Here is a 21062-nt window from a genome sequence, read left to right on the forward strand (position 1 = left end):
CGGTCGCCACGCCGGAGCCCGATGACGTGGGTGACCTCCGCCTGGAGATGGCGCTCAGCTTGCTGAGCCAGGCTGGTTGGGTGCCCCCGTCCGGTCCGGCGCCTGGCTCACGTCTCTGGTTGCAGTCGGTGATCGACGGCCTGTGTGATCTGTCCAGCCGTGATGCGCTCACGGGTCTGGCCAACCGTCGCCAGTTCGAAGCGGCCATTGCGCGCGAAATCGACCGCGTGGCCCGCATCGGCGAGCCTGCGCTGCTGCTGATCGCCGACATCGACCATTTCAAGAACGTCAATGACCGATTCGGTCATGCAGCCGGCGACATGGTGATCCAGTCCGTGGCGGCCTGCCTGCAGGATTGTGTGCGGCCCATGGATCTCGTGGCCCGGCTGGGTGGCGAAGAGTTCGCCATCATCCTGCCCAACTGCCCGCCGGCCTTCGGTCAGACCGTGGCCGAGCGCATCCGCAACCGAGTGCGAGCCTGTCCGGTGGCGATCATCGGAGGCCAGCAACTGTCCGTCACCGTCAGCATCGGCGGGGCGTTCGCGCCGCAGTGGGTCCGCTCGTCGGCCATGCTGTGGTCCGAGCGTGCCGACCAGCAGCTCTACCGCGCCAAGACCGAAGGCCGCAACCGGACCTGCCTCGACATGCCCCCGCTGACCGTGGTGAGCGCCGAGGAAAAAGGCCTGTTGTTCGGCAGCCTTGCGCAATCTGACCCATTTTCGGCCTCAGGTACCACCTCGGACCTGCCGAAAACCACCGAATGATGGTGTCCATGTCCGCCTCTGCTCCCAAGCCCCCTTCCTCACCGGCCCGAATCGCCCGCACGCTGGCCATCACCAGCGGCAAGGGTGGGGTCGGCAAGACCTTTGTCAGTGCCAACCTGGCCGCCGCATTGAGCCGGCAGGGCCTGAAGGTGCTGGTGCTCGATGCCGACCTCGGACTGGCCAACCTCGATGTGGTCCTCAACCTTTATCCGAAGATCACCCTGCACGACGTCTTCACGGGCAAGGCCCAGCTGGACGAGGCCATCCTGCCGGCGCCCGGCGGGTTCTCCGTGCTGCTGGCCGGCTCCGGGCTTGTCGAGTACTCTCGCCTGACGCCGGACATCCGGGACCAGCTTCACGGCATCTTCGAAGCCGTCAAGCCGCGCTTCGACGTCATCCTGATCGACACCGGCGCCGGCATCTCCGACGTCGTGCTGTATGCCGTGTCCATGGCGCAGGAGGTGATCGTCGTGGCCACCCCGGAACCCACCTCGCTGACCGATGCCTATGCCACCATCAAGGTGCTGTCGGCCCAGCAAGGGCGCGAGACACTCAACCTCGTGGTCAACCAGGTCGCCCGTGCCGGCGACGGCCGCGCGATCTGTGCGCAACTGCAGCAGGTCGTCGACCGCTTCGTGCAGGGGCCCAACGGCGCCGCGCCCCGCCTGCAACTGATGGGCGACATCCCGCTCGACACGGCGGTGCGCGAAGCGGTGCGCAAGCGCTCCCTTCTGCTCGAGCTGCATCCTGGCAGCGCAGCTGCGCAAGGTGTGCTGCACGTGGCGGCCCGCATGGTCGGACGTTGAGCCGGGCGCGCCCGCACTGCGCTACAGTGCGTGCATGTCTGAAAGCGATTCCGATACCGACGACCTGAGCCAGCCCACAGCCTACGAGCTGTTGGGCGGCGATGCACGGGTGCGTGAGCTGGTCGACCGTTTCTACGATCTGATGGACCTCGAGCCGGCCTACCGCGAGCTGCGCGCGGTCCATGGCACCACACTCGAGGAAGCGCGCGACAAGCTCTACTGGTTCCTCAGCGGCTGGCTGGGCGGGCCCAACCTCTACATCGAGCGTTTTGGCCATCCCCGGTTGCGAGCGCGTCACATGCCGTTCCCGATCGGCATCCGTGAACGCGATCAATGGCTGGGGTGCATGGATCAGGCCATGGCCGAGACTGGCGTGAGCCCGGACCTGGTGCCGCGCCTGCAGAAGGCTTTTTTCCAGACGGCCGACTGGATGCGCAACCAGGGCGTGTGAGCCCTGGCGGGTCGACTTCGCCCGCCTCAGCCGTCAGACGCTCGACTGCAGCAGCACGACCACGGCACCGTGCCCGCCTTCGTCTGCGCGGGCCTGCACGAAGGCCAGCACGCGGTCGCTCTGCACGAGCCAGCGGCGCACCTTGTCCTTGAGCACCGGTTGCCGTCCCGGCGAGCCCAGGCCCTTGCCATGCACGACGCGGACGCAGCGTGAGCCCTTGGCCTGCGCCTCGCGCAGAAAGCCGGCCAGCCGTTCCCGCGCTTCGTCGGTGCGCAGGCCGTGCAGATCGAGTTCGCCTTGCAGCGCCCACACGCCGCGACGCAGCTTGCGCACGACGTCGATGCCGATCTCGGGCCGCCGCCAGGACAGCGATTCGTCGGTCTCCAGCAGGCTTTCGACGTCGAACTCGTCCGACAGCGACTCCTTGAGCACGGCCTGCTCGTCGAGTTGCTTGCGGGCCGGCACGGGCTCGGGCCGGGGCCCTTTCGCCTGGACGCGGCCGGTTTCAGGCAGGCGGTTCACCTGGCCCACCGAACGCTTGAACAACTCGGCCTCGGCCTCATGCCGGCGTTGCTGCGCTTCCCGTTGCGCTCGTTCGGCCCGCTCGCGCTCAAGGCGGGCAGCCGTTTCCTTCGCAGCCTGCTTCAACGCCTTCTTGAGGTCGGCGAAGTCGCGCAGCGCGGTGGACGAGGGGGCAGAGGAGGGGGGCTCGGTCCCGTTTTTCACGGGGCTAAGCCTAACTCAAGATGCGATCCGATCCGCAGCGCCGGGCATCGGGGATCGCCCGGGGCCGGTACGCGCCCGACCCGGCTTCAGATCAGCCCCCGCTCGGCAAACGACAGGGCACCACCGCGACCGACCACGACGTGATCCAGCACCTTCACGTCGATGAGGTTGAGGCTGCTCTTGAGCGTCTGCGTCAGCAGCTCGTCGGCCCGAGAGGGCTCAAGTACGCCCGAGGGGTGGTTGTGCGCGAGGATCACACTGCCGGCATTGAGCTCCAGCGTGCGCTTGACCACCTCGCGTGGGTAGACCGAGGTCTGTGTCAACGAGCCCCGGAAGAGTTCCTCGCAGGCCAGCAGGCGGTGCTGGGCGTCGAGGAACAGCACCGCAAACACCTCGTGCGGCAAGGCGCCGAGCCGCATCTGAAGGTAGTCCTTTACCGCCTGGGGCGAGCTGAACACGGGTTGAGCCTGCAAGGTGCTGCGCAGGCCGCGTCGCGCCATCTCCATCACGGCCAGCAGTTCGGCGCGCTTGGCCGGGCCGAGGCCCTTCAGCCCTTTGAGCTGGGTCGCGTCCGCGTTGAGCAGGCCGCCAAAGCCGCCCAGCTCGGCCAGCACCTTCTCGGCCATCTGCAGCACCCCCAGCCCTTTCATGCCGGTGCGCAGCAGCAAGGCCAGCAGCTCCGCATCGGCCAGGGCGGAGGGGCCCAGTGCCAGCAGCTTCTCCCGGGGCCGCATGGCGGCCGGCAGGTCTTTCATCGTGTCGTCCCTGTCGTGTCGTGGTGGCCGTCACGCGGGCCCGGGGTCATCCCGGTGGACCCTCGCCGGCGGCTGACATTCTGGTGTCGCAGCGTGGCGATTGCCCATCCTCCCGATTGGTGGAGTGGGCGCACCTAAAATCATGGTTTTGCCGCTCTACCGGAAACGCCCGTCACCCGGGCGGTCCAGACCATGACCTCTGCTGCGCCCACCGTCCAACCTGGCTCCTTCCTGACCCTGCATTACCGCCTGGCGGGGCCGGATGGCGACGACCTGGTCAACACCTTCAACGAGAAGCCGGCCACCCTGTCGATCGGCTCGAACGAGTTGTCGCCCGCGCTCGAGGCCCGCCTGATCGGCCTGACCGAAGGCACGCGCACCGTCATCCAGCTTGAGCCCGGCGAGGCCTTCGGCCCCCGCAACCCCGAGATGGTCCAGAAGGTGGCGCTGTCGCTGCTGCGCCAGCTTGGCGACCCGGACGAGACCTGGAACGTCGGCGACGTGGTGCAGTTCCCTACGCCCGATGGCAGCGGCTCGTTTGCCGGCGTCGTGCGCGAGACCACCGACGAGTGGGCGCTGTTCGACTTCAACCACCCCCTGGCCGGCCAGCCCGTCACCTTCGAGGTGCAGCTGATCGGCGTGCTGTGAAAGAGGCCTTGCCCGTGTCGCCCACCCCTCACGTTCAGGACGTCCTGCTGGCCGAGCCGCGCGGCTTCTGCGCCGGGGTCGACCGCGCCATCGAGATCGTCGAACGGGCACTGGCCCAGTTCGGCGCGCCGATCTACGTGCGCCACGAGATCGTGCACAACACCTACGTCGTCAACGACCTGAAGGGCAAGGGCGCGATCTTCATCGAGGACCTGGCCGAGGTGCCGCCGGGCGCCACGCTGATCTTCAGCGCCCACGGCGTCAGCCAGGAGGTGCGGCAGGAAGCCGATCGCCGCGGCTTCAGCGTGTTCGACGCGACGTGCCCGCTGGTCACCAAGGTGCACATCGAGGTGGCCAAGCTGCGCCGCGAGGGCTACGAATTCCTGATGATCGGCCACAAGGGGCACCCCGAGGTCGAGGGCACGATGGGCCAGCTCGACGACGGCATCTACCTGGTGGAAGACATCGACGACGTGGCCCGCGTGCACGTGCACAACCCCGAGAAGCTGGCTGTGGTCACGCAGACCACGCTGTCGGTCGACGACGCGGCGGGCATCCTGAACGCCATCAAGCAGCGCTTCCCACACATCCGCGAACCCAAGCAGCAGGACATCTGCTACGCGACCCAGAACCGCCAGGACGCCATCAAGATCATGGCGCCGCAGGTGGACGTGGTCATCGTCGTGGGCAGCCCGACCAGTTCCAACAGCAACCGCCTGCGCGAGCTGGCCGAGCGCCTGGGCACACCGGCCTACATGGTCGACTGCCCGGAAGACCTGCAGTCCAGCTGGTTCGAAGGCCGTCCGCGCGTCGGCTTGACGGCCGGCGCCTCGGCGCCCGACGTGCTCGTGCAGCGGGTCATCGGCCAGCTCAAGGCGCTGGGCGCCGTCTCGGTGCGCCGCATGCAGGGCGTGGAAGAGCACGTGCGCTTCCCGCTGCCCAAGGGGCTGGGCGGCACCGGCCTGGATCGCCCGCTGCCCTCCGAACGAAGCCAGGCCTGACGCACCCAAGCCCACACTGAATCCTTTCGAAAAGAACACCACCATGCTCGACATCGCCCTGCTGCGCAAAGACCTCGATGGCGTGCTCGCCAAGCTGGCCCTGCGCAAGAACCCGCAGCCCTTTCTGGACGAGGCCCGTTTCCGCGAGCTTGAAGGAGAGCGCAAGCGCATCCAGACCCGGACCGAAGAACTGCAGGCCCAGCGCAACAGCCTGTCCAAGCAGATCGGCATGCTCAAGGGCAAGGCTGCCAAGGGCGAGGACACGGCAGCCGAGGTCGAACGCGTGATGGCCGAGGTGGCCGGCATCGGTGACGAGCTGAAGGCCTCCGCCGAGCGGCTCGACGCCATCCAGACCGAGCTGCTGGCCATGCTGCAGGCCGTGCCCAACCTGCCGCAGGACGGCGTGCCGGTCGGCAGCGACGAAAGCGGCAACGTCGAGGTGCGCCGCTGGGGCACGCCGGGCACCTACGACTTCACCGTGAAGGACCACGTGGACCTGGGTGAAAAGCTGGGCCTGGACTTCGAGACCGGTGCCAAGCTGTCGGGCGCCCGCTTCACCTTCATGAAGGGGCCGATTGCCCGCCTGCACCGTGCGCTTGCCCAGTTCATGCTGGACGTTCAGACGCAGGAGCACGGCTACACCGAGTGCTACACGCCCTACCTGGTGAAGGCCCCGGCGTTGCAGGGCACCGGCCAGCTGCCCAAGTTCGAGCAGGACCTGTTCCATGTGACCTCGGGCGATGCCGAGGCGGCCGAGAACAAGTGGTACCTGATCCCCACCAGCGAGGTGACGCTGACCAACACCGTGGCCGACACCATCGTGCCGGTGGAACAGCTGCCCCTGAAGCTCACCGGCCACACGCCGTGCTTCCGCTCCGAGGCGGGCAGTGCCGGCCGCGACACCCGCGGCATGATTCGCCAGCACCAGTTCGACAAGGTCGAGATGGTGCAGATCACCACGCCGGAGCAGAGCAACGCCGCACTGGACGAGATGGTCGGCCACGCCGAGGCCATCCTGCAGAAGCTGGAGCTGCCGTACCGCGTGATGGCGCTGTGCACGGGCGACATGGGCTTCGGCTCGGCCCGCACCTATGACCTGGAGGTGTGGCTGCCGGCTCAGAACGCCTACCGCGAGATCAGCTCGTGCTCGAACTGCGAGGCCTTCCAGGCCCGCCGCATGCAGGCGCGGTTCAAGAATGCCCAGGGCAAGAACGAGCTGGTGCACACGCTGAACGGCTCGGGCCTGGCCGTGGGCCGCGCGCTGGTGGCCGTGCTGGAAAACCACCAACAGGCCGATGGCAGCATCCGTGTCCCGGCGGCGCTGCGGCCTTACCTGGGTGGCGCCGAGGTGTTGTCGGCCTGACGCAACGCGCGGGGCCGGGCGGGGTGCAGGGCAAAAACCTGCTATAGTCGCGGTCTACGCCGTTGACCACGGACGCACCGTTTTCAGGAGAGGTGGCAGAGTGGTCGAATGTACCTGACTCGAAATCAGGCGTACGTGCATAACGTACCGTGGGTTCGAATCCCACCCTCTCCGCCAACACGCAAAACCCTTGCAAGTCTTTGACTCGCAAGGGTTTTTTGCTTTTGGCGCGGGGCGGTTCCGATCAGGCCGTTTGCGAGCCTGCCTCCTGAGGCCCCCACTGCACCGTGGACGGCGTGCGCCGCATGATGACCTCACCGTGTCGGATCGACGCCACAGCGTGGCCCTGGGTGCGCAGCACCTCGTAGTCGCTGTCCGCCGACAGCAGCACCAGGTTGGCAGGCCGTCCGGGCTCGATGCCGTAGCGGTCGCCGAGGGCCAGCGCCCGGGCGCTGTGGGTGGTCACGAAGTCGAGGCTGCGCTGCAGGTCCTCGTAGCCCAGCATGTGGCAGATGTGCAGGCCTGCATCCAGGATGCGCAGGATGTTGCCGTTGCCGAGCGGATACCAGGGATCGACGATCGAATCCTGGGCGAAGCACACGTTCAGCCCGGCGCGGTCGAGTTCGGGCACCCGGGTCAGCCCACGGCGCTTGGGGTAGGTGTCGAACCGGCCTTGGAGGTGGATGCTCTCGGTGGGACAGCAGATGAAGCTCAGGCCGGCCTGGCGCAGCACCCGAAACAGCTTGTGGCAGTAGGCGTTGTCGTATGAGCCCATCGCCGTGGTGTGGCTGGCCGTCACACGCGGCCCCATGCTGTGCACGCGGGTCACCTCGGCCAGCACCTCCAGAAAGCGCGAGGCCGGGTCGTCGGTCTCGTCGCAGTGCACGTCCACGAGGCGGCCATGGCGCTCGGCCAGGTCCATCAGGAAGTGAACGGACGACACGCCCTGCTCGCGGGTGTTCTCGAAGTGCGGGATGCCGCCCACCACATCGACGCCCATCGCCACGGCCTCGCTCATCAGCGCCCGGCCGTTGGCGAACGATTCGATGCCTTCTTGCGGAAAGGCCACCACCTGCAGATCGACCAGGTCCCGTGCTTCGTCGCGCACCTCCAGCATGGCGGCGAGCGTGCCGAGGCCGGGTTCGGTGACGTCGACATGGGTGCGCACATGCTGGATGCCATGTTCGGCCAGCATGCGGATGGTGCGGTGGGCGCGGGCCTTGGTGTCGGCGCGGGTGACGGTGGCCTTGCGTTCGGCCCACCGCTCGATGCCCTCGAACAGGGTGCCGCTCAGGTTCCATCGGGGCTGGCCCGCGGTCAGGGTGGCGTCCAGGTGGATGTGGGGTTCGACAAAAGGCGGGATGAGGAGGCGGCCTTCGCCGTCCAGCGCGTCGGCCGGCACCTCGTGGGGCGGCACCGGGGTGGCCTGGGCCTGCACGGCGGTGATCAGGCCGTCGGCCCAGCGCACGGTGAACAGGCCATCCTGGCCTCTCAGGCGGGTGTTGACGATGTGGTTCATGGGGTCGCTCGGGTGGGGGTGTGGGGTGAAAGACGCTGGATCATCAGGGCCATGGCCGCGCTCAGCCGGTGCTGGGCGTCCTCCAGGTCGAGCCGGCTCAGCGCGTGGATCTGTTGAAGGCGGTAGCTCAGGGTGTTGCGGTGGATGCCCAGGCGCTGCGCGGTCTGGGCCAGGTTGCCATTGCACTGGATCCACGCTTCCAGTGTGGGGGTAAGCATGGCCTGATGGGTGGTGTCATACTGCAGCAGGGCGCCCAGTGTGGCGTGCACGAAGCGGTCCAGCAGCGCCCGGTCGCGGATCGCCACCAGCAGCTCGAGCACGCCCAGTTCGTCGAAGCAGCACAGGCCCAGCCGTTCGGGAAACGATTGTGCCGCCCGCAGGGCTTCTCGGGCCTGGCCCAGACCGCGTGCCAGGTCGGCGGGCTGCGGGCAAGGGGCGCTCAGGCCGGCGAACACGCGCAGGGGCGACGGGGCTTCACGCAAGGTCTGCAGCAGCTGCGTCACCAGCGTACGGTTGCGTTGAGGGCCCTCGGCCGGGGCCTCCACCGGCAGAAGCAGCACCCATTGCTCCGCCAGGGTGAGCACGGGCCAGGGCGCGGGCAGCGCTTGGGCGCAGTGCGAGGCATGCTGCAGCACATGGTGTCGGGTCGCCTGCAGCAGGGCTTCGGCCGCGCTCGGCGCCATGCTGGCGAACAGCTCGGCCGTGCCGCTGATCTGCAGCACGACGATCTGGCGGGAGAGGCTCAGGTCCAGCGCCAGGCTGGCGGCCCGGTGGGTCAGCACGCCCACATCGGCCGGGTTGCCCTCCAGCAGCTGGCCGATCAGCTGTTGTCGGGAGGTGCCGAGCATCTGGGCCTGTACCAGCGCAGAGCCGATCGCCTCGGTCACGACGATCATCGGCAGCTCGTAGGGCTGCTCGATCAGGGGCACATCCAGCCGGTCGGCCTCGGCAAGCACACTGTCCGGAATGTGCTGGATGTAGCGCGGTCCGGTCAGCACCACCAGGCCGGCACACCGGCGCTGGTGCACCTCGCGGACGAGCTGCCGCAAGTTGGCCTCGCTGCGTGGCAGGTTGATGCCGGTCACGAACACCAGTTCGCCACCGAGCACCCATTCCGAGATCGACTCGTTCTCCGCCACGTAGGGCCAGCGCACCGCCCGGTGTTCGCCAGCCGCGCCGGCACGCAGGCGCAAGGCCTGCAGCCGAGGCAGGTGAAGCACGTCGCGGATGGTGAGGCTCATGCGTCCACGCCACTCAGCGACTCGCGGCCCAGTCGCACGCGCTGAACTTCGAACAGCACGACGTAGCTCAGGGCCGCCACACCAATGCCCACCAGCGGCGCCACCCAAGGCGACGCATAGGCGCAGGCGGCGCCGATGGCGTAGGCGCTCAGGCCCACCCAGTTGAAACGGGGCAGCCGGGTGCCTTCGAGCTGCGGGTAACGTCCGCTGCGCCCGTAGAAGTAGTCGGCCATGATCACGCCGCCGATCGGCGGGATGATGGAGCCCAAGAGGATCAGGAAGGGGATCAGCATGTCCGACATGCCGCCGATGGCCAGCACCGTGCCGATGCCCGCGCCGACCAGGGTGATCAGGCCGCGCCGGTCTTGACGGACCAGGTTGCAGCCCGCCGCAGCAAAGTTGTAGATCGTGTTGTCCTGGGTCGTCCAGATGTTGAGGAACAGCATCACGGTGGCCGCGACAGACAGCCCCTGCAGCACCATGACCTCCACCACATCGGGTTGCTGGTAGACCATGGCTCCGTACGCGCCGACGACGATCATCAGGCCGTTGCCGATGAAAAAGCCGATCAGGCTCGACCACACGGCGGTCTTGCTGTCTCGGGCGAAGCGCGTCCAGTTGGTGGCCTGCGTGGCGCCGCTGACAAAGGTGCCGAAGACCAGGGTCAGGGCCATGTGCCAGCTCATGCTGTCCTTGGGCTGGATGGCCAGCAGGCCCGTCAGGCCACCGGCATCGCGCGTGGCGATCGTGAGGGACCACAGCAGCAGGACCAGCATCGCCGGCACGGCGATCCGCGACAACAGGTCGAGGCCCTTGTAGCCTACAAAGGCCGTGAGGCTGAAACCGAAGCCGAACACGACCATCAAGGGCGTGGTCCATGCGGGCGACAGGCCCAGCATGCGCACCAGCACGATCGCGATGGTGGCTGTGCCCCAGGCATACCAGCCGACCTGCGTGAAGCCCAGCAGGAAGTCCGACAGCTTGCTGCCGGTTTCCCCGAAACAGAATCGCCCCATCAGCACCGAGTTCAGACCGCTGCGACAGGCGATGTAGCCCAGCACGGCGGCGTAGAGCCCCAGCAGGAGGTTGCCTGCCACGGCGGCCAGGATCATGGTCTTGAAGTCGAAGGCCAGGCCGATCTTGCCGCCGGCAAACATCGTGGCGGTGAAGAAGGTGAAGCCGAACAGCACGATGGAGGTCGACACGATGCCCTTGCGCTGGCCGGGCGGCACTTCGCTGAGGGGGTAATCCTGATCAAGCTCTGAGGTCTGGGACATGGGTTGCTCCGTTGGGGTGACCCGGGTGCTTCCGCAAGGCCTGTGCCGCCCGATCGGTGTGCCAGGGGGCGTGGTCTTCGTCTGTTGATGACAACCCGCATTGGGCGGCATGCACAAGACGGTCGTGCATGGCGGTGCGCCCGCACCCCGACAGTGCACGACCGTTTCACAGATCTTTACCGCCAGGCCACAGCCGCTTTACCGGGCGGGCGCAGCATGAGTGCATCGATCGAAGCCCGCTTTCTTCCTCGAGGCTCACGGTCCTTTTTCAATCAGGAGAACGCTCATGTCGAACGCTGCATTCATCTCTGCATCCCGACCGGTGGCCCGACGCACCTGGGCGCTGGGCATGCTGTTGGCCGGGGCGACGGCGGTCACGGTCTGGACCGCCAATGCCTGGGCCGCTGGCCAGCCGGCCGTCGCGCCGTCGTCCCCGGCTGCCACGGCCCCCGCAGAGGGCGCGGGGCACCCGATGATGATGGGGCGCATGGGACCGGGTGGACCGATGCACGGTGCGATGGGCTGGCCCCTGAGCGGACGCGGCCTTGACCGCATGCTCGACACCGTGAAGGCCAGCGACGCACAGCGCACGCAGATCCGCGAGATCGCAGACAAAGCCCGCGCCGACCTGCAGGCCCTGCACCAGCAGATGCCCAAGGGGGCCGACGGTCAGGTGCAGCATCCCTACCGCGCCATGATGGCCCTGCTGTCCCAGCCCCAGGTGGACGCCGTGGGTGCGGAGCGCCTGCGCCAGCAGCTGCACGCCCACCACGACGCCGTCGGCAAGCGCATGCTGCAGGCCGCTGTCGATGTCGCCAAGGTTCTGACCCCCGAGCAGCGCGCCACGCTCGCCAAGGAGATGCAAAGCCGCATGGAGCGACGTGAGGGCGAGCGCGCCTCGCGCCACCCGCATCACCATGGTCGCGACGGCATGGGTCGCCCCGAAGCCCGATGACCCTGGAGCGCGCGACAATGGCGGACATGAGTGAGCACATCCTCCTGATCGACGATGACCTGCGCCTGAGTGCCATGGTCGGGGACTATTTGCGCGCCCATGGCTACCAGGTGTCGTGCGCCCCGAGTCTGGCCGCTGGCCGTGAACTGCTGGGACGGCAGGCCTTCGACGCCCTGGTTCTCGACCTGATGCTGCCGGATGGCGATGGCCTCGACCTTTGCCGCGAGTTGCGCGCCTCACCGCGCACCCGCAGCCTGCCCTTGCTCATGCTCAGCGCGCGGGGCGAGCCCACCGACCGCATCGTGGGTCTCGAGATCGGGGCCGATGACTACCTGCCCAAGCCGTTCGAGCCGCGTGAGCTGCTGGCCCGCATCCGCGCCCTGCTGCGCCGGACCGGCCCGGCCAGCGATGACAGCGACGTGTGGCGCTTCGGTCGCCTCGAGGTCGACACCGGCCTGCGTCAGGTGCGTCTCGATGGCAAGCCCTGCGATCTCACGTCCTACCAGTTCGACCTGCTGTCCGTGCTGGCCCAGCACCCCGGCCGGGTCCTGAGCCGGGATCAGATCATGGACGCCCTCAAAGGGCATCCGCTGGAGGCGTTCGATCGGTCGATCGACGTGCACATCTCCCGGATCCGTGCGGCCATCGAAGATGAGCCCAAGGAGCCCCGGCGGATCCTCACCGTGCGTGGGGTGGGATACGTCTTCGCGAAGAAGCAGGACGTCGACGTCGACGCCCGATGAAGACCCTGGCGCTGCGCATCTACCTGGCCGTCGTGGCGGTCCTGCTGATCTTCGCCCTCGTGTCGGGCTGGTTGGCGCAGCGCAACCTCGAGCAACAGCGGCAGCAGCTGCAGACCCGAGCTTTTCATTCCGAGCGTGCCGCCGCCTGGGCCGAGCTGATCGAGAACAGCCTGCCGCCATCGACCGCACCGGCCGCCGAGCAAGCGCGCGCGCTGCTTGACTGGTCCGAGCGCCTGCGTATGCCCATGGCGCTCGACGACGCCCAGGGCCAGCGCATGGCAACCTCGCCCTTGATGGGCGACTTGCTTCAGCGCGCCCCCGATCTCCGCAATCGGCTCCAGCAGTCTCGCCTGTCCGACGGACGGGTGCTGTGGATGCTGCGACCGGGCGCCTTCCGACTGCGTGCCCTGCCGGGTGGCATGGGGCCGCCTCCGCCACCCGGGTTGGGCTTCGGGGGGCCGGATGGCCCGCCGCCGGACCGCGGTGGGCGCCCCGGGGCCGACCTTCAGGGTGGGGCTCATCACGGATGGTGGGCGGACGCGCCCGCGGCCTTCCTGCCGATCTGGCTGCTGGAAGGGGTTCCGGCGCTGATCACCTCGCTGGTGCTGCTGTTCATCGCGGTGGCCATCGGTGCCTGGCCCGTGGCCAACCGGCTGACCCGGCGGCTGAAGGCCTTGCGCGACGGCGTGGAAACATTCGGCACGGGGCAGCTTCAGCACCGCGTGGCGGTGGAAGGCCGGGACGAGGTGGCGGCGCTGGCGGCCAGCTTCAACCAGACGGCGCAGCGCATCGAGGACCTGGTGACGGCCAACCGCAGCCTGCTGGCCAATGCCAGCCATGAGTTGCGCTCGCCCCTGGCGCGGCTGAAGATGGCCGTTTCCATCATGGCGGACATGCCACCCCAGCGCGCCGCCGAACTGAAGGACGAGATCCATCAGGACATCCGTGAGCTTGATGCCCTGGTCGAAGAGGTGCTGCTGGCCAGCCGGCTGGATGCCCGTGCAGACATCGAGCGGCAGCCGGTGGACCTGCTGGGTCTGGCCATGGAGGAGGCCTTGCGCGTCAAGGCCGAGGTGGTGCCCCAGGGTGTGCCGGCCGCCCCGTACGCCGGAGACGAGCGCCTGCTGCGCCGAGCCGTCCGAAATCTGCTTGAAAACGCGCGCCGCTACGGCGGACCGGACATCGAGCTGGAGCTGGACGCCCAACCCGGCTTCATCGAGATCCGCGTGTGCGACCGGGGGCCCGGCGTGCCGCCAGAACAGTGCGAGCGCATCTTCGAGCCGTTCTACCGACTGCCCGGCCATGCGGAGCACGCGGGCGGCGTCGGGCTGGGCCTGAGCCTGGTGCGTCAGATTGCACAGCGGCATGGCGGCCAGGTCCGGTGCGAGGCCCGTCCCGGAGGCGGGAGCCGCTTCATCATCCGCCTGCCTGTGACGGCGTGATGTCCCGTTGTCGGTACGTGTAAGTTCCGCAACCTTGCTGTCGCAAACGGGTGCAAAGAGGCGCCCGCATGGGGGGCACGACACCATCCCGGTGCGGATTCGGACCATACTGCCGGAAGTTGCGCATGGCGCCGGCCGCTGAAGCCGGGTCATGTGGTCTGCAACCCGCATCTTCGAGCAGAAAAACCAATGACGAAAGCCATGATCCTGGCGGCCGGGCAAGGGACCCGGATCCGTCCCCTGACCAAGGGCATGCCCAAACCGATGATTCCCATCCTGGGCAAGCCGGTGCTCGAGTACATCATCGAGCACCTGGCGCGCCACGGTGTGCGCGAGATCATGATCAACGTGGCCTATCACCACTGGAAGATCGAGAACTACTTCGGTGACGGTCACCGCTGGGGTGTGGAGATCGGGTACTCGTACGAGGGCGTGCGCGAGCATGGCGAGATCGTCCCGCGCCCGAAGGGTTCAGCCGGCGGGATGCGCCACATTCAGGATTTCTCGGGCTTCTTCGACGACACCACGCTGGTGCTGTGCGGCGACGCCATCATCGACCTGGACATCACGGCCGCCCTGGCCGAGCACCATGCCAAGAAGGCCATGGCCACCGTGGTGACGCTGCCCGTCTCGCGCGAAGAAGTCAAGAACTACGGCATCGTCGTGGCCGGTGAAGACGGCCGCGTGCAGTCGTTCCAGGAAAAGCCCAAGCCCGACGAGGCACTGTCCAACCTGGCGAGCACCGGTATCTACATCTTCGAGCCGGCGGCGCTGGAGCTCGTGCCGGCCGGCGTCGAGTTCGACATCGGCAGCCAGCTCTTCCCGCTTCTGGTCAAGCAAGGGCTGCCGTTCTACGCTCAGAGCCACCCGTTCCACTGGATCGACATCGGTCGCGTGACCGACTACTGGACCGTGCTCCAACGCGTGCTCAAGGGCGAGATCGCCGACATGCGCATGCCGGGCAAGGAGGTCCGCCCGGGTGTGTGGGTTGGGCTGAACACCCGCGTGAACTGGGACAAGGTCCGGATTTCCGGGCCGGTTTACATCGGGTCCGGCAGCGAGATCGAGGACGGCGTGACCATCGAGGGGCCGGCCTGGCTGGGTAACGGGTGTCAGCTGCGCGCGGGAAGCCAGCTGGTCCGTAGCGTGCTGTTCGATTACACCCGCCTGAACGCCGGCGCCAGTTTCACGGACGTCATCGCGTCGCCTCAGTACGTGGTCGACCGCAACGGCTACACCACCTACCAGGGCGAGGAAGGCACCGCCCTGCGTTGGGGCGACGCCCGCGCCTGATCGTGCACAAGGGGTTGAAGGCGGGGCGGGTGGGCCCGCTTTCAACCCGGGCTCACCGGTTCACAGTGCGAGCTTCACGAAGACGAACTCCGGGATGTGCTTGATGATCAGCATGATCAGCGCCCAAAAGCCCGGGGTGTAGACCACGGCCTTGCCCTTGTCCACGCCGGCCACGATGTCGCGTGCGACCTTGTCGGGCTTGGCCCACAGCGCCCCTTTCTTGAAGGCCGCCGTCATCGGTGTGTCCACAAAGCCGGGCTTGATCGTCACGACATGCACGCCTTTCTTGCTCAGGCGCTGCCGCAGCCCCGAGGCGAACGCGCTGACCAGCGCCTTGGCGCTGCCATACACGTAGTTACTCTGCCGGCCACGGTCGCCCGCCACCGATGAGATCACCGCGATGGCACCATGGCCCTGGCGTTCAAAGCGCTCGCCTGCCAAGCCCATGAGGTTCACCACGGACACCCCGTTGGTGTGGATCTCGCCCAGGGCATAGCCCGCATCCGACTGTGCACGGGCCTGATCCGACAGCGTGCCGTGCGCGATCAGGATGGTGTCCAGCCCGCCCATGGCCTCGCTGGCTGCCTGCAGCAAGCTCGCATGCTGATCCAGTGCGTTGGCGTCGAACACCTGGGTCCCGACAAAGGCAGCGCCTCGGGTAACCAGGTCGCTGGCCACCGACTGCAGTGCGTCGGCACGGCGGGCCGCCAGAAACAGCTTGTCGCCGCGTTGGGCCCAGACGCGGGCCGTGGCTTCGGCGATGGCCGACGTGGCCCCGACGATCAGGATCTTTCTCATGCTTGCTCCATGACCCTGCGCCAGAAGCCGGAGCTGAAGCGCGGGTCGACATACGAGGTGAATTCACGCCAGCGGGGGTAGCCCGCCTTGAACACGGCGGCGTCCATGCGGCCGTCCTTGGCCGGGTAAAGGCGGCCGCCAGCCTCCAGCACGATGCGGTCCAGCGCAGCGAACAGGCGATGCAGCCGCGGCCCCTGGTTGGGAAAGTCGAGTGCCAGCGTGGTGCCGGGCATGGGGAAGGACAGCAGGCCTTTCGAGGCCGGTTCACCGAACTGCTTGAGCACCGCCAGAAAGGAGCCCATGCCACTCGCCGAGATCGCCTCGAGCAGCGCCCGCGTGGCCTTCAGCGCCCGCTCGGGCGGGATCGCGCACTGGTACTGGTAAAAGCCCCGCGGGCCGTAGATGCGGTTCCATTCCAGCAGCGCGTCCAGCGGGTAGAAGAAGGGGCGGTAGTGCTGCAGCCCCTGCACCACGTCGTGCCGTTGCTTGTGAAAGTACAGCGTGTTGAACGACTTGAGCGACAGGCTGTTGACGAGCGACAGCGGCGGCGTGATGGGCACGGTGCGGGCATGCTCGACCACCCCGGTGGGCAGCGAGCGGGGCAGCACGGACGTGTCCATCGTGGCGGGCGCGTGGTTGCCGCGGTTGAACAGCCCGCGGCCCAGGCGTCGGCCACCGAAGGCACAGTCGATCCACGAGACGGTGTACTCGTGGTCGGTTTCCGACGCCGTGCTGAGTTCGAAGAACTCTTCCAGGCTGCGAAAGCGGATGGACTCGGTCACCATGAAGGGGTTGTGCACCCGCCGCAGTTGCAGCTCGGCCCACGTGATCAGCCCGGTCAGGCCCAGGCCCCCCACCGTGGCGCCGAACCAGTCGGCATGCGACGTCGGGCTGCAGAGCCGCCGGCTGCCGTCCGAGCGCAGCAGCTCGAACTGCGTCACGTGGTTGCCGAAGGAGCCCGCCACGTGGTGATTCTTGCCATGCACGTCGTTGGCAATGGCCCCGCCCACGGTCACGAACTGCGTGCCGGGCGTGACAGGCAGGAACCAGCCTTGCGGCACGACCAGGCGCAGGATCTCGGAGAGCAGCACGCCGGCTTCGCAGCGCAGCACGCCGCTGGCTGGATCGAAGGCGATGAAGCGGTCGAGCTGGCGCCCCGGCAGCAGGGCTCCGCCCGGGTTCAGGTTGCTGTCGCCATAGCTGCGTCCGTTGCCGTAGGGCAGCATGTGGGCACAGCTGCCAGGCAGCGCCGGCAGGGGAGCGTGGCGCGAAGCCAGCGGCAGCAGTTCATGATCGGGGCGCAGCACCCGGCCCCACGAGGTGTACGACGAAGTCAACGCCATACGGGGTCAGGTGGCCGCCCACAGCACGACAGCGGCCGCCACGCCGGTGGCCAGGCTGGTGCGGTCCTTCAACGCGTACACCAGCGGGTCGTCGTCCATGCGACCGCGGTAGGTTTCCATCCAGATGCGGCTGATCCAGTACAGCATCACGGGCACCAGCAGCCACACCAGCTTGGGCTGGGTGTAGAGCCGGGCGATGTCCGGCGAGTTCACATACAGGGCGAGCACCAGGATGCTGAGGTAGCCGCTGGCGGTGCCCAGGCTCTGCAGCAGGTGGATGTCATCGACCTGATAGCCGCGCCCCGAGGCCTTGTCCTTGCCCTGGACCCGCATGGCATGCAGCTCGGCGTAGCGCTTGACGATGGCCAGGCTCAGGAAGATGAAGATCGCGAACATCAGCAGCCAGAACGACAAGGGGATGTCGGTGGCGGCGGCGCCGGCCACGATGCGCACGGTGTAGAGCCCGGCCAGCGTCAGCACGTCGATCATCACCAGCCGCTTGAGCAGGAAGGAGTAGGCCAGCGTGACCACGTAATAGGCCACCAGCACACCGAGGAACTTGACGGGCAGCAGCAGGGCCAGGCCGAAGGCCACGAGCAGCAGCAGCGGGGCGGCAATCAGGCCGAAGAGCAGGCTCAGTGTGCCGGCGGCAAACGGGCGCCGGCACTTGCTGTGGTGTTGGCGGTCCGACTCCAGGTCCAGCATGTCGTTGAGCAGGTAGACCGAGGACGCACACAGGCTGAAGGCCACGAAGGCGATCAGCGCATCCAGCAGGACCGCGGTGTCGCCCAGCACGTGGGCGGCGGCCACGGGCACGAAGATCAGTGCGTTCTTGGCCCACTGGTGCACGCGCAAGGCCTTGGTGACCACCCTCAGCGTGGTGGGCTGCGGGGCGAACGTGGCCGCCACCTGGGTCACGGCGCGCGCGCGTGACTCCAGCGCCTTGCCCCCGTGCACCACCACCGCCGCTCGGGCTTGGGGCCACACCTTCAGGTCCACCGCCTCGTTGCCGCAGTAGTCGAAGCCCTTCTCGCCGAAGCGCTTCACCAGTTCGGCCGCCTTGTTGCGCCCCGACAGGTTGGTCTGTCCATCGCTGGACAGCACGCCGTCGAACAGGCCCACGTGGTCGGCCACGGCCTGGGCCAGCCGGCTGTCGGAGGCCGTCACCAGCCACAGGGCCCGGCCGGCCCGCTTCTGAACCCGCAGCCAGTCGAGAAAGGGGGCGGCGTAGGGCAGGGCCGCGCCGTTCAGCGTGACCCGGCTGGCGATCTCGCGCTTGAGCCGGGCCTTGCCGCCCAGCAGCCACAGCGGGACCAGCAGCAGGTACAGGGGGTTGCGCTTGATGAGCAGGAGAAAGGACTCGAGCAGCAGGTCGCTGTGGATGAGGGTGCCGTCAAGGTCGACGCAAAGGGGAACGTCTCGCTGGGTCATGTTGTCTTGGTATGGCGCAGCACCCAGACGCAATACCAGCCGATCACAACGGCCAGCCACAGCGTCAGCAGGCGACACACCAGGGTCAGGAGGATGGCTTGGGGCATGGTGAAGCCGTGCGCGTACAGCAGACCGGCCATGACGAATTCGGTGCTGCCCAGTCCACCGGGCAGGAAGGACAGCGCGCCCACGATGATGGCCACGGCATAGATGCCCATGGCGGAGGGCACGCCCAGCAGGTCGGGGGAGAGCACGTCGGCCACCACCTTGAGCCCGATGGCCTCCAGGCCCCATGCCACCAGGCCCAGGGCCATGCCGCCCAGCAGGATGCCGGGGGACAGCAGGGCGCGGGCGCGCACCAGGGTGTGGGCCATGCCTTGGGCGGGACGCAGCAGCCGGTGGGTCGAGACCCGGGCATCGAGGTGAGCGGCCACGCGAGCCCAGGGCAGCAGCATCAGCACGGCCAGCAGCCCGCCCACCAGGCCGAGCGCCACCCAGAGGAAGCGGGCGTAGGCGTGGAGCTCGGTCAGGGCGGCAGCCGTGAGCAGCACCATGGCGAGCAGGTCCAGCAGCCGCTCGACGAAGAAAGCCGCGCCCGACACCGGCAGCCCGATGCCATGGGGCTGGTAGTACCGCGCCCGCACCATCTCGCCGATCTTGCCGGGCGACAGCGTGAAGGCAAAGCCGGACATGTAGGTGAGCGACACGAAGCGCCAGGGCAGCACATGCCCGAGCCGGGTCATGTACAGCCGCCAGCGCCAGATCCTCAGGCCATAGTTCACCAGCGAGAGCGCGCCGGCCAGCAGCACGGCACCCCATCCGGCCTGCAGCGGGTGCAGGTCGATCTGGGCGATGTCTTTGCGGAAGGCCGTGACGCACCACACCGCAAACACCGCGAACAGCCCATAGACGACGAGCTTGCGTAGCAAGGAATGGCTGGCGGCGACAGCTGGCGGGGCCGTGTTCGAGTTCATTCAGGGATTATGCGGGGGTGGGTGTGACGCTTGTGTCACCGTCCCCACGGCTCGGGGGCCCCGAGGGCGTATCAGAAGGTGTCGGCGTGTTGGAGTACCGGCGCCTCTGCATCCTTTTGTGTCAGCAACGGCGTCATGCCGTTCAACGGCCAATCGATGCCGATGTCGGCGTCGTCCCAGCGGATGCTGCGCTCGTGTTCCTTCGAATAGGTGTCGGTGGTCTTGTAGAGGAAGTGCGTGTCGTCTTCCAGCGCGACGAAGCCGTGCGCAAAACCTTCCGGGATCCACAACTGGCGGCGGTTGTCGGCATTGAGCTCCACCCCCACCCACTGCCCGAAGGTGGGCGAGCCCTTGCGGATGTCCACGGCCACATCGAAGGCCGCCCCCTGGACGACGCGCACCAGTTTGCCTTGCGCGCGCGGGGCCAGCTGGTAATGCAGGCCACGCAGCACGCCCTTGCGGCTGCACGAGTGGTTGTCCTGCACGAACGGGCGTGGGACGGGGCGCCCCAATCGGGTGAGCTCGGCCTCGAAGCGGGCCTGGTTGAAGCTCTCCATGAACCAGCCCCGGTCGTCGCCGAACACGGCAGGCTCGATGATCAGCACGTCGTGCAGCGCAGTCTCGATCAGTTTCATGGGGCAGCTCAGTAGATTGTTTCGTTGAGCACCTTCATCAGGTACTGGCCATAGCCGTTCTTCAGCATGGGGGCGGCGAGCTTTTCCAGCCGGGCAGCGTCGATCCAGCCCGAGCGGTAGGCGATTTCTTCGGGACAGGCGACCTTCAGGCCCTGGCGCTTTTCCAGTGTCGCGATGAACTGGCCGGCTTCCATCAGGCTGTCGTGCGTACCGGTGTCCAGCCAGGCATAGCCGCGGCCCATGATCTCGACACTCAGCTGGCCCTGCGCCAGGTAGCGCGCGTTGACGTCGGTGATCTCCAGCTCGCCGCGCGGGCTGGGCTGGATGCTGGCGGCGATGTCGCACACCTGCTCGTCATAGAAGTACAGGCCGGTGACGGCGTAGTTGCTCTTGGGGGCCTTGGGCTTTTCTTCGATGCTGAGCGCCCGGCGTTGCGCATCGAACTCGACCACGCCATAGCGCTCCGGATCGTGCACGTGGTAGGCGAACACGCTGGCGCCCGCGGTGCGCGCATTGGCGCTTTGCAGCTGGCGCTGCAGGTCGTGGCCGTAGTAGATGTTGTCGCCCAGCACCAGGGCGCTGGGGTGGCCACCCACGAAGTCACGCCCCAGGATGAAGGCTTGTGCCAGGCCGTCCGGGCTGGGCTGCACCGTGTACTGCAGGTTCAGGCCCCACTGGCTGCCGTCGCCCAGCAGCGCCTCGAAGCGGGGCGTGTCCTGCGGGGTGCTGATCAGCAGGATGTCGCGGATGCCGGCCAGCATCAGCGTGCTCAGCGGGTAGTACACCATGGGCTTGTCGTACACCGGCAGCAGCTGCTTGCTGATGGCCAGGGTGGCCGGGTGCAGCCGTGTGCCGGAGCCGCCGGCCAGGATGATGCCCTTGCGGGTCTTGTCCATG

21 protein-coding genes and 1 tRNA gene are annotated in these 21062 nt (G+C 67.7%); 11 read left to right on the top strand and 11 right to left on the bottom strand.

Annotated elements, in window-relative coordinates; all coding sequences use genetic code 11:
- Positions 1-26: 26 nt before the first annotated feature.
- The 3 genes from QZ709_RS14315 to QZ709_RS14325 are packed head-to-tail and all read left to right on the top strand — an operon-like array spanning position 27 to position 2021.
- Entirely contained in the window at positions 27-764 is a 738-nt protein-coding gene (locus tag QZ709_RS14315; RefSeq protein WP_366937180.1) for a GGDEF domain-containing protein, read from the top strand.
- A gap of 8 nt (positions 765-772) precedes the next feature.
- Positions 773-1570 carry a MinD/ParA family protein gene (locus QZ709_RS14320; protein ID WP_294638031.1) on the top strand — a complete coding sequence of 266 codons (798 nt, stop codon included), beginning with the start codon at positions 773-775 and terminating at the stop codon, positions 1568-1570.
- Positions 1571-1604: 34 nt separating this feature from the next.
- Positions 1605-2021, top strand: a complete 417-nt coding sequence (locus QZ709_RS14325) for a group II truncated hemoglobin (RefSeq protein WP_294638032.1) — start codon at positions 1605-1607, stop codon at positions 2019-2021.
- 33 nt (positions 2022-2054) lie between these two features.
- Here QZ709_RS14325 and QZ709_RS14330 read toward each other — a convergent pair whose 3' ends face one another.
- Positions 2055-2747 carry a Smr/MutS family protein gene (locus tag QZ709_RS14330; RefSeq protein WP_294638034.1) on the bottom strand — a complete coding sequence of 231 codons (693 nt, stop codon included), beginning with the start codon at positions 2745-2747 and terminating at the stop codon, positions 2055-2057.
- Between the two features lie 86 nt (positions 2748-2833).
- Positions 2834-3502: a DNA repair protein RadC gene (gene radC / locus QZ709_RS14335; protein WP_294638036.1), complete on the bottom strand. Its 669-nt coding sequence runs from the start codon at positions 3500-3502 to the stop codon at positions 2834-2836.
- 192 nt (positions 3503-3694) lie between these two features.
- Here radC and QZ709_RS14340 point away from each other — a divergent pair, with 192 nt between their 5' ends.
- From QZ709_RS14340 to QZ709_RS14355, 4 genes are all read left to right on the top strand, one after another.
- A complete protein-coding gene (locus tag QZ709_RS14340) occupies positions 3695-4150 on the top strand; it encodes an FKBP-type peptidyl-prolyl cis-trans isomerase (protein ID WP_294638037.1) in 456 nt (151 codons plus the stop codon).
- Between the two features lie 14 nt (positions 4151-4164).
- Positions 4165-5151 carry a 4-hydroxy-3-methylbut-2-enyl diphosphate reductase gene (gene ispH / locus QZ709_RS14345; protein ID WP_294638038.1) on the top strand — a complete coding sequence of 329 codons (987 nt, stop codon included), beginning with the start codon at positions 4165-4167 and terminating at the stop codon, positions 5149-5151.
- A gap of 43 nt (positions 5152-5194) precedes the next feature.
- On the top strand, positions 5195-6514 hold the full coding sequence (serS, locus tag QZ709_RS14350; protein ID WP_294638039.1) for a serine--tRNA ligase: 1320 nt from the start codon (positions 5195-5197) through the stop codon (positions 6512-6514).
- An 86-nt stretch (positions 6515-6600) separates the two neighbouring features.
- Positions 6601-6691 (top strand) — tRNA-Ser (locus QZ709_RS14355).
- A gap of 67 nt (positions 6692-6758) precedes the next feature.
- Here the strand turns inward: QZ709_RS14355 and codA are convergent.
- The 3 genes from codA to codB are packed head-to-tail and all read right to left on the bottom strand — an operon-like array spanning position 6759 to position 10551.
- Complete coding sequence (codA, locus tag QZ709_RS14360) at positions 6759-8033, bottom strand: cytosine deaminase (RefSeq protein WP_294638041.1); 1275 nt, start codon at positions 8031-8033, stop codon at positions 6759-6761.
- A complete protein-coding gene (locus tag QZ709_RS14365; RefSeq protein WP_294638042.1) occupies positions 8030-9274 on the bottom strand; it encodes a PucR family transcriptional regulator in 1245 nt (414 codons plus the stop codon). Before QZ709_RS14365 ends, codA begins: the two co-directional genes overlap by 4 nt.
- The gene (codB, locus tag QZ709_RS14370; RefSeq protein ID WP_294638043.1) at positions 9271-10551 is read right to left on the bottom strand and encodes a cytosine permease; all 1281 of its coding nucleotides are present in this window, start codon (positions 10549-10551) and stop codon (positions 9271-9273) included. The genes QZ709_RS14365 and codB overlap by 4 nt, the downstream gene beginning before the upstream one ends.
- A gap of 286 nt (positions 10552-10837) precedes the next feature.
- Between codB and QZ709_RS14375 the strand changes: the two genes are divergently transcribed.
- The 4 genes from QZ709_RS14375 (at position 10838) to QZ709_RS14390 (ending at position 14984) form a co-directional block, all read left to right on the top strand.
- A complete protein-coding gene (locus QZ709_RS14375; protein WP_294638044.1) occupies positions 10838-11506 on the top strand; it encodes a Spy/CpxP family protein refolding chaperone in 669 nt (222 codons plus the stop codon).
- A 26-nt stretch (positions 11507-11532) separates the two neighbouring features.
- Positions 11533-12249, top strand: coding sequence for a response regulator transcription factor (locus QZ709_RS14380; RefSeq protein ID WP_294638045.1), 717 nt, complete (start codon positions 11533-11535; stop codon positions 12247-12249).
- Positions 12246-13691 (top strand): HAMP domain-containing sensor histidine kinase, encoded by a 1446-nt coding sequence (locus QZ709_RS14385; RefSeq protein ID WP_294638047.1) that lies wholly within the window; start codon positions 12246-12248, stop codon positions 13689-13691. Before QZ709_RS14380 ends, QZ709_RS14385 begins: the two co-directional genes overlap by 4 nt.
- Before the next feature lie 189 nt (positions 13692-13880).
- Positions 13881-14984 carry an NDP-sugar synthase gene (locus QZ709_RS14390; protein ID WP_294638048.1) on the top strand — a complete coding sequence of 368 codons (1104 nt, stop codon included), beginning with the start codon at positions 13881-13883 and terminating at the stop codon, positions 14982-14984.
- A 60-nt stretch (positions 14985-15044) separates the two neighbouring features.
- Here QZ709_RS14390 and QZ709_RS14395 read toward each other — a convergent pair whose 3' ends face one another.
- From QZ709_RS14395 to rfbA, 6 genes are all read right to left on the bottom strand, one after another.
- Complete coding sequence (locus QZ709_RS14395) at positions 15045-15782, bottom strand: SDR family oxidoreductase (protein WP_294638050.1); 738 nt, start codon at positions 15780-15782, stop codon at positions 15045-15047.
- Positions 15779-17125, bottom strand: a complete 1347-nt coding sequence (locus tag QZ709_RS14400) for an FAD-binding oxidoreductase (protein WP_294638051.1) — start codon at positions 17123-17125, stop codon at positions 15779-15781. The genes QZ709_RS14395 and QZ709_RS14400 overlap by 4 nt, the downstream gene beginning before the upstream one ends.
- A 6-nt stretch (positions 17126-17131) precedes the next feature.
- Complete coding sequence (locus tag QZ709_RS14405; protein ID WP_294638053.1) at positions 17132-18556, bottom strand: UbiA family prenyltransferase; 1425 nt, start codon at positions 18554-18556, stop codon at positions 17132-17134.
- Complete coding sequence (locus QZ709_RS14410; RefSeq protein ID WP_294638055.1) at positions 18553-19530, bottom strand: lysylphosphatidylglycerol synthase transmembrane domain-containing protein; 978 nt, start codon at positions 19528-19530, stop codon at positions 18553-18555. Before QZ709_RS14410 ends, QZ709_RS14405 begins: the two co-directional genes overlap by 4 nt.
- Before the next feature lie 71 nt (positions 19531-19601).
- Complete coding sequence (rfbC, locus tag QZ709_RS14415) at positions 19602-20165, bottom strand: dTDP-4-dehydrorhamnose 3,5-epimerase (protein WP_294638056.1); 564 nt, start codon at positions 20163-20165, stop codon at positions 19602-19604.
- Positions 20166-20173: 8 nt separating this feature from the next.
- On the bottom strand, positions 20174-21061 hold the full coding sequence (gene rfbA, locus QZ709_RS14420) for a glucose-1-phosphate thymidylyltransferase RfbA (RefSeq protein ID WP_294638057.1): 888 nt from the start codon (positions 21059-21061) through the stop codon (positions 20174-20176).
- Position 21062: the final 1 nt, after the last annotated feature.

This window comes from uncultured Aquabacterium sp. (assembly GCF_913773725.1).
Classification (GTDB): Bacteria; Pseudomonadota; Gammaproteobacteria; order Burkholderiales; family Burkholderiaceae_C; genus Aquabacterium.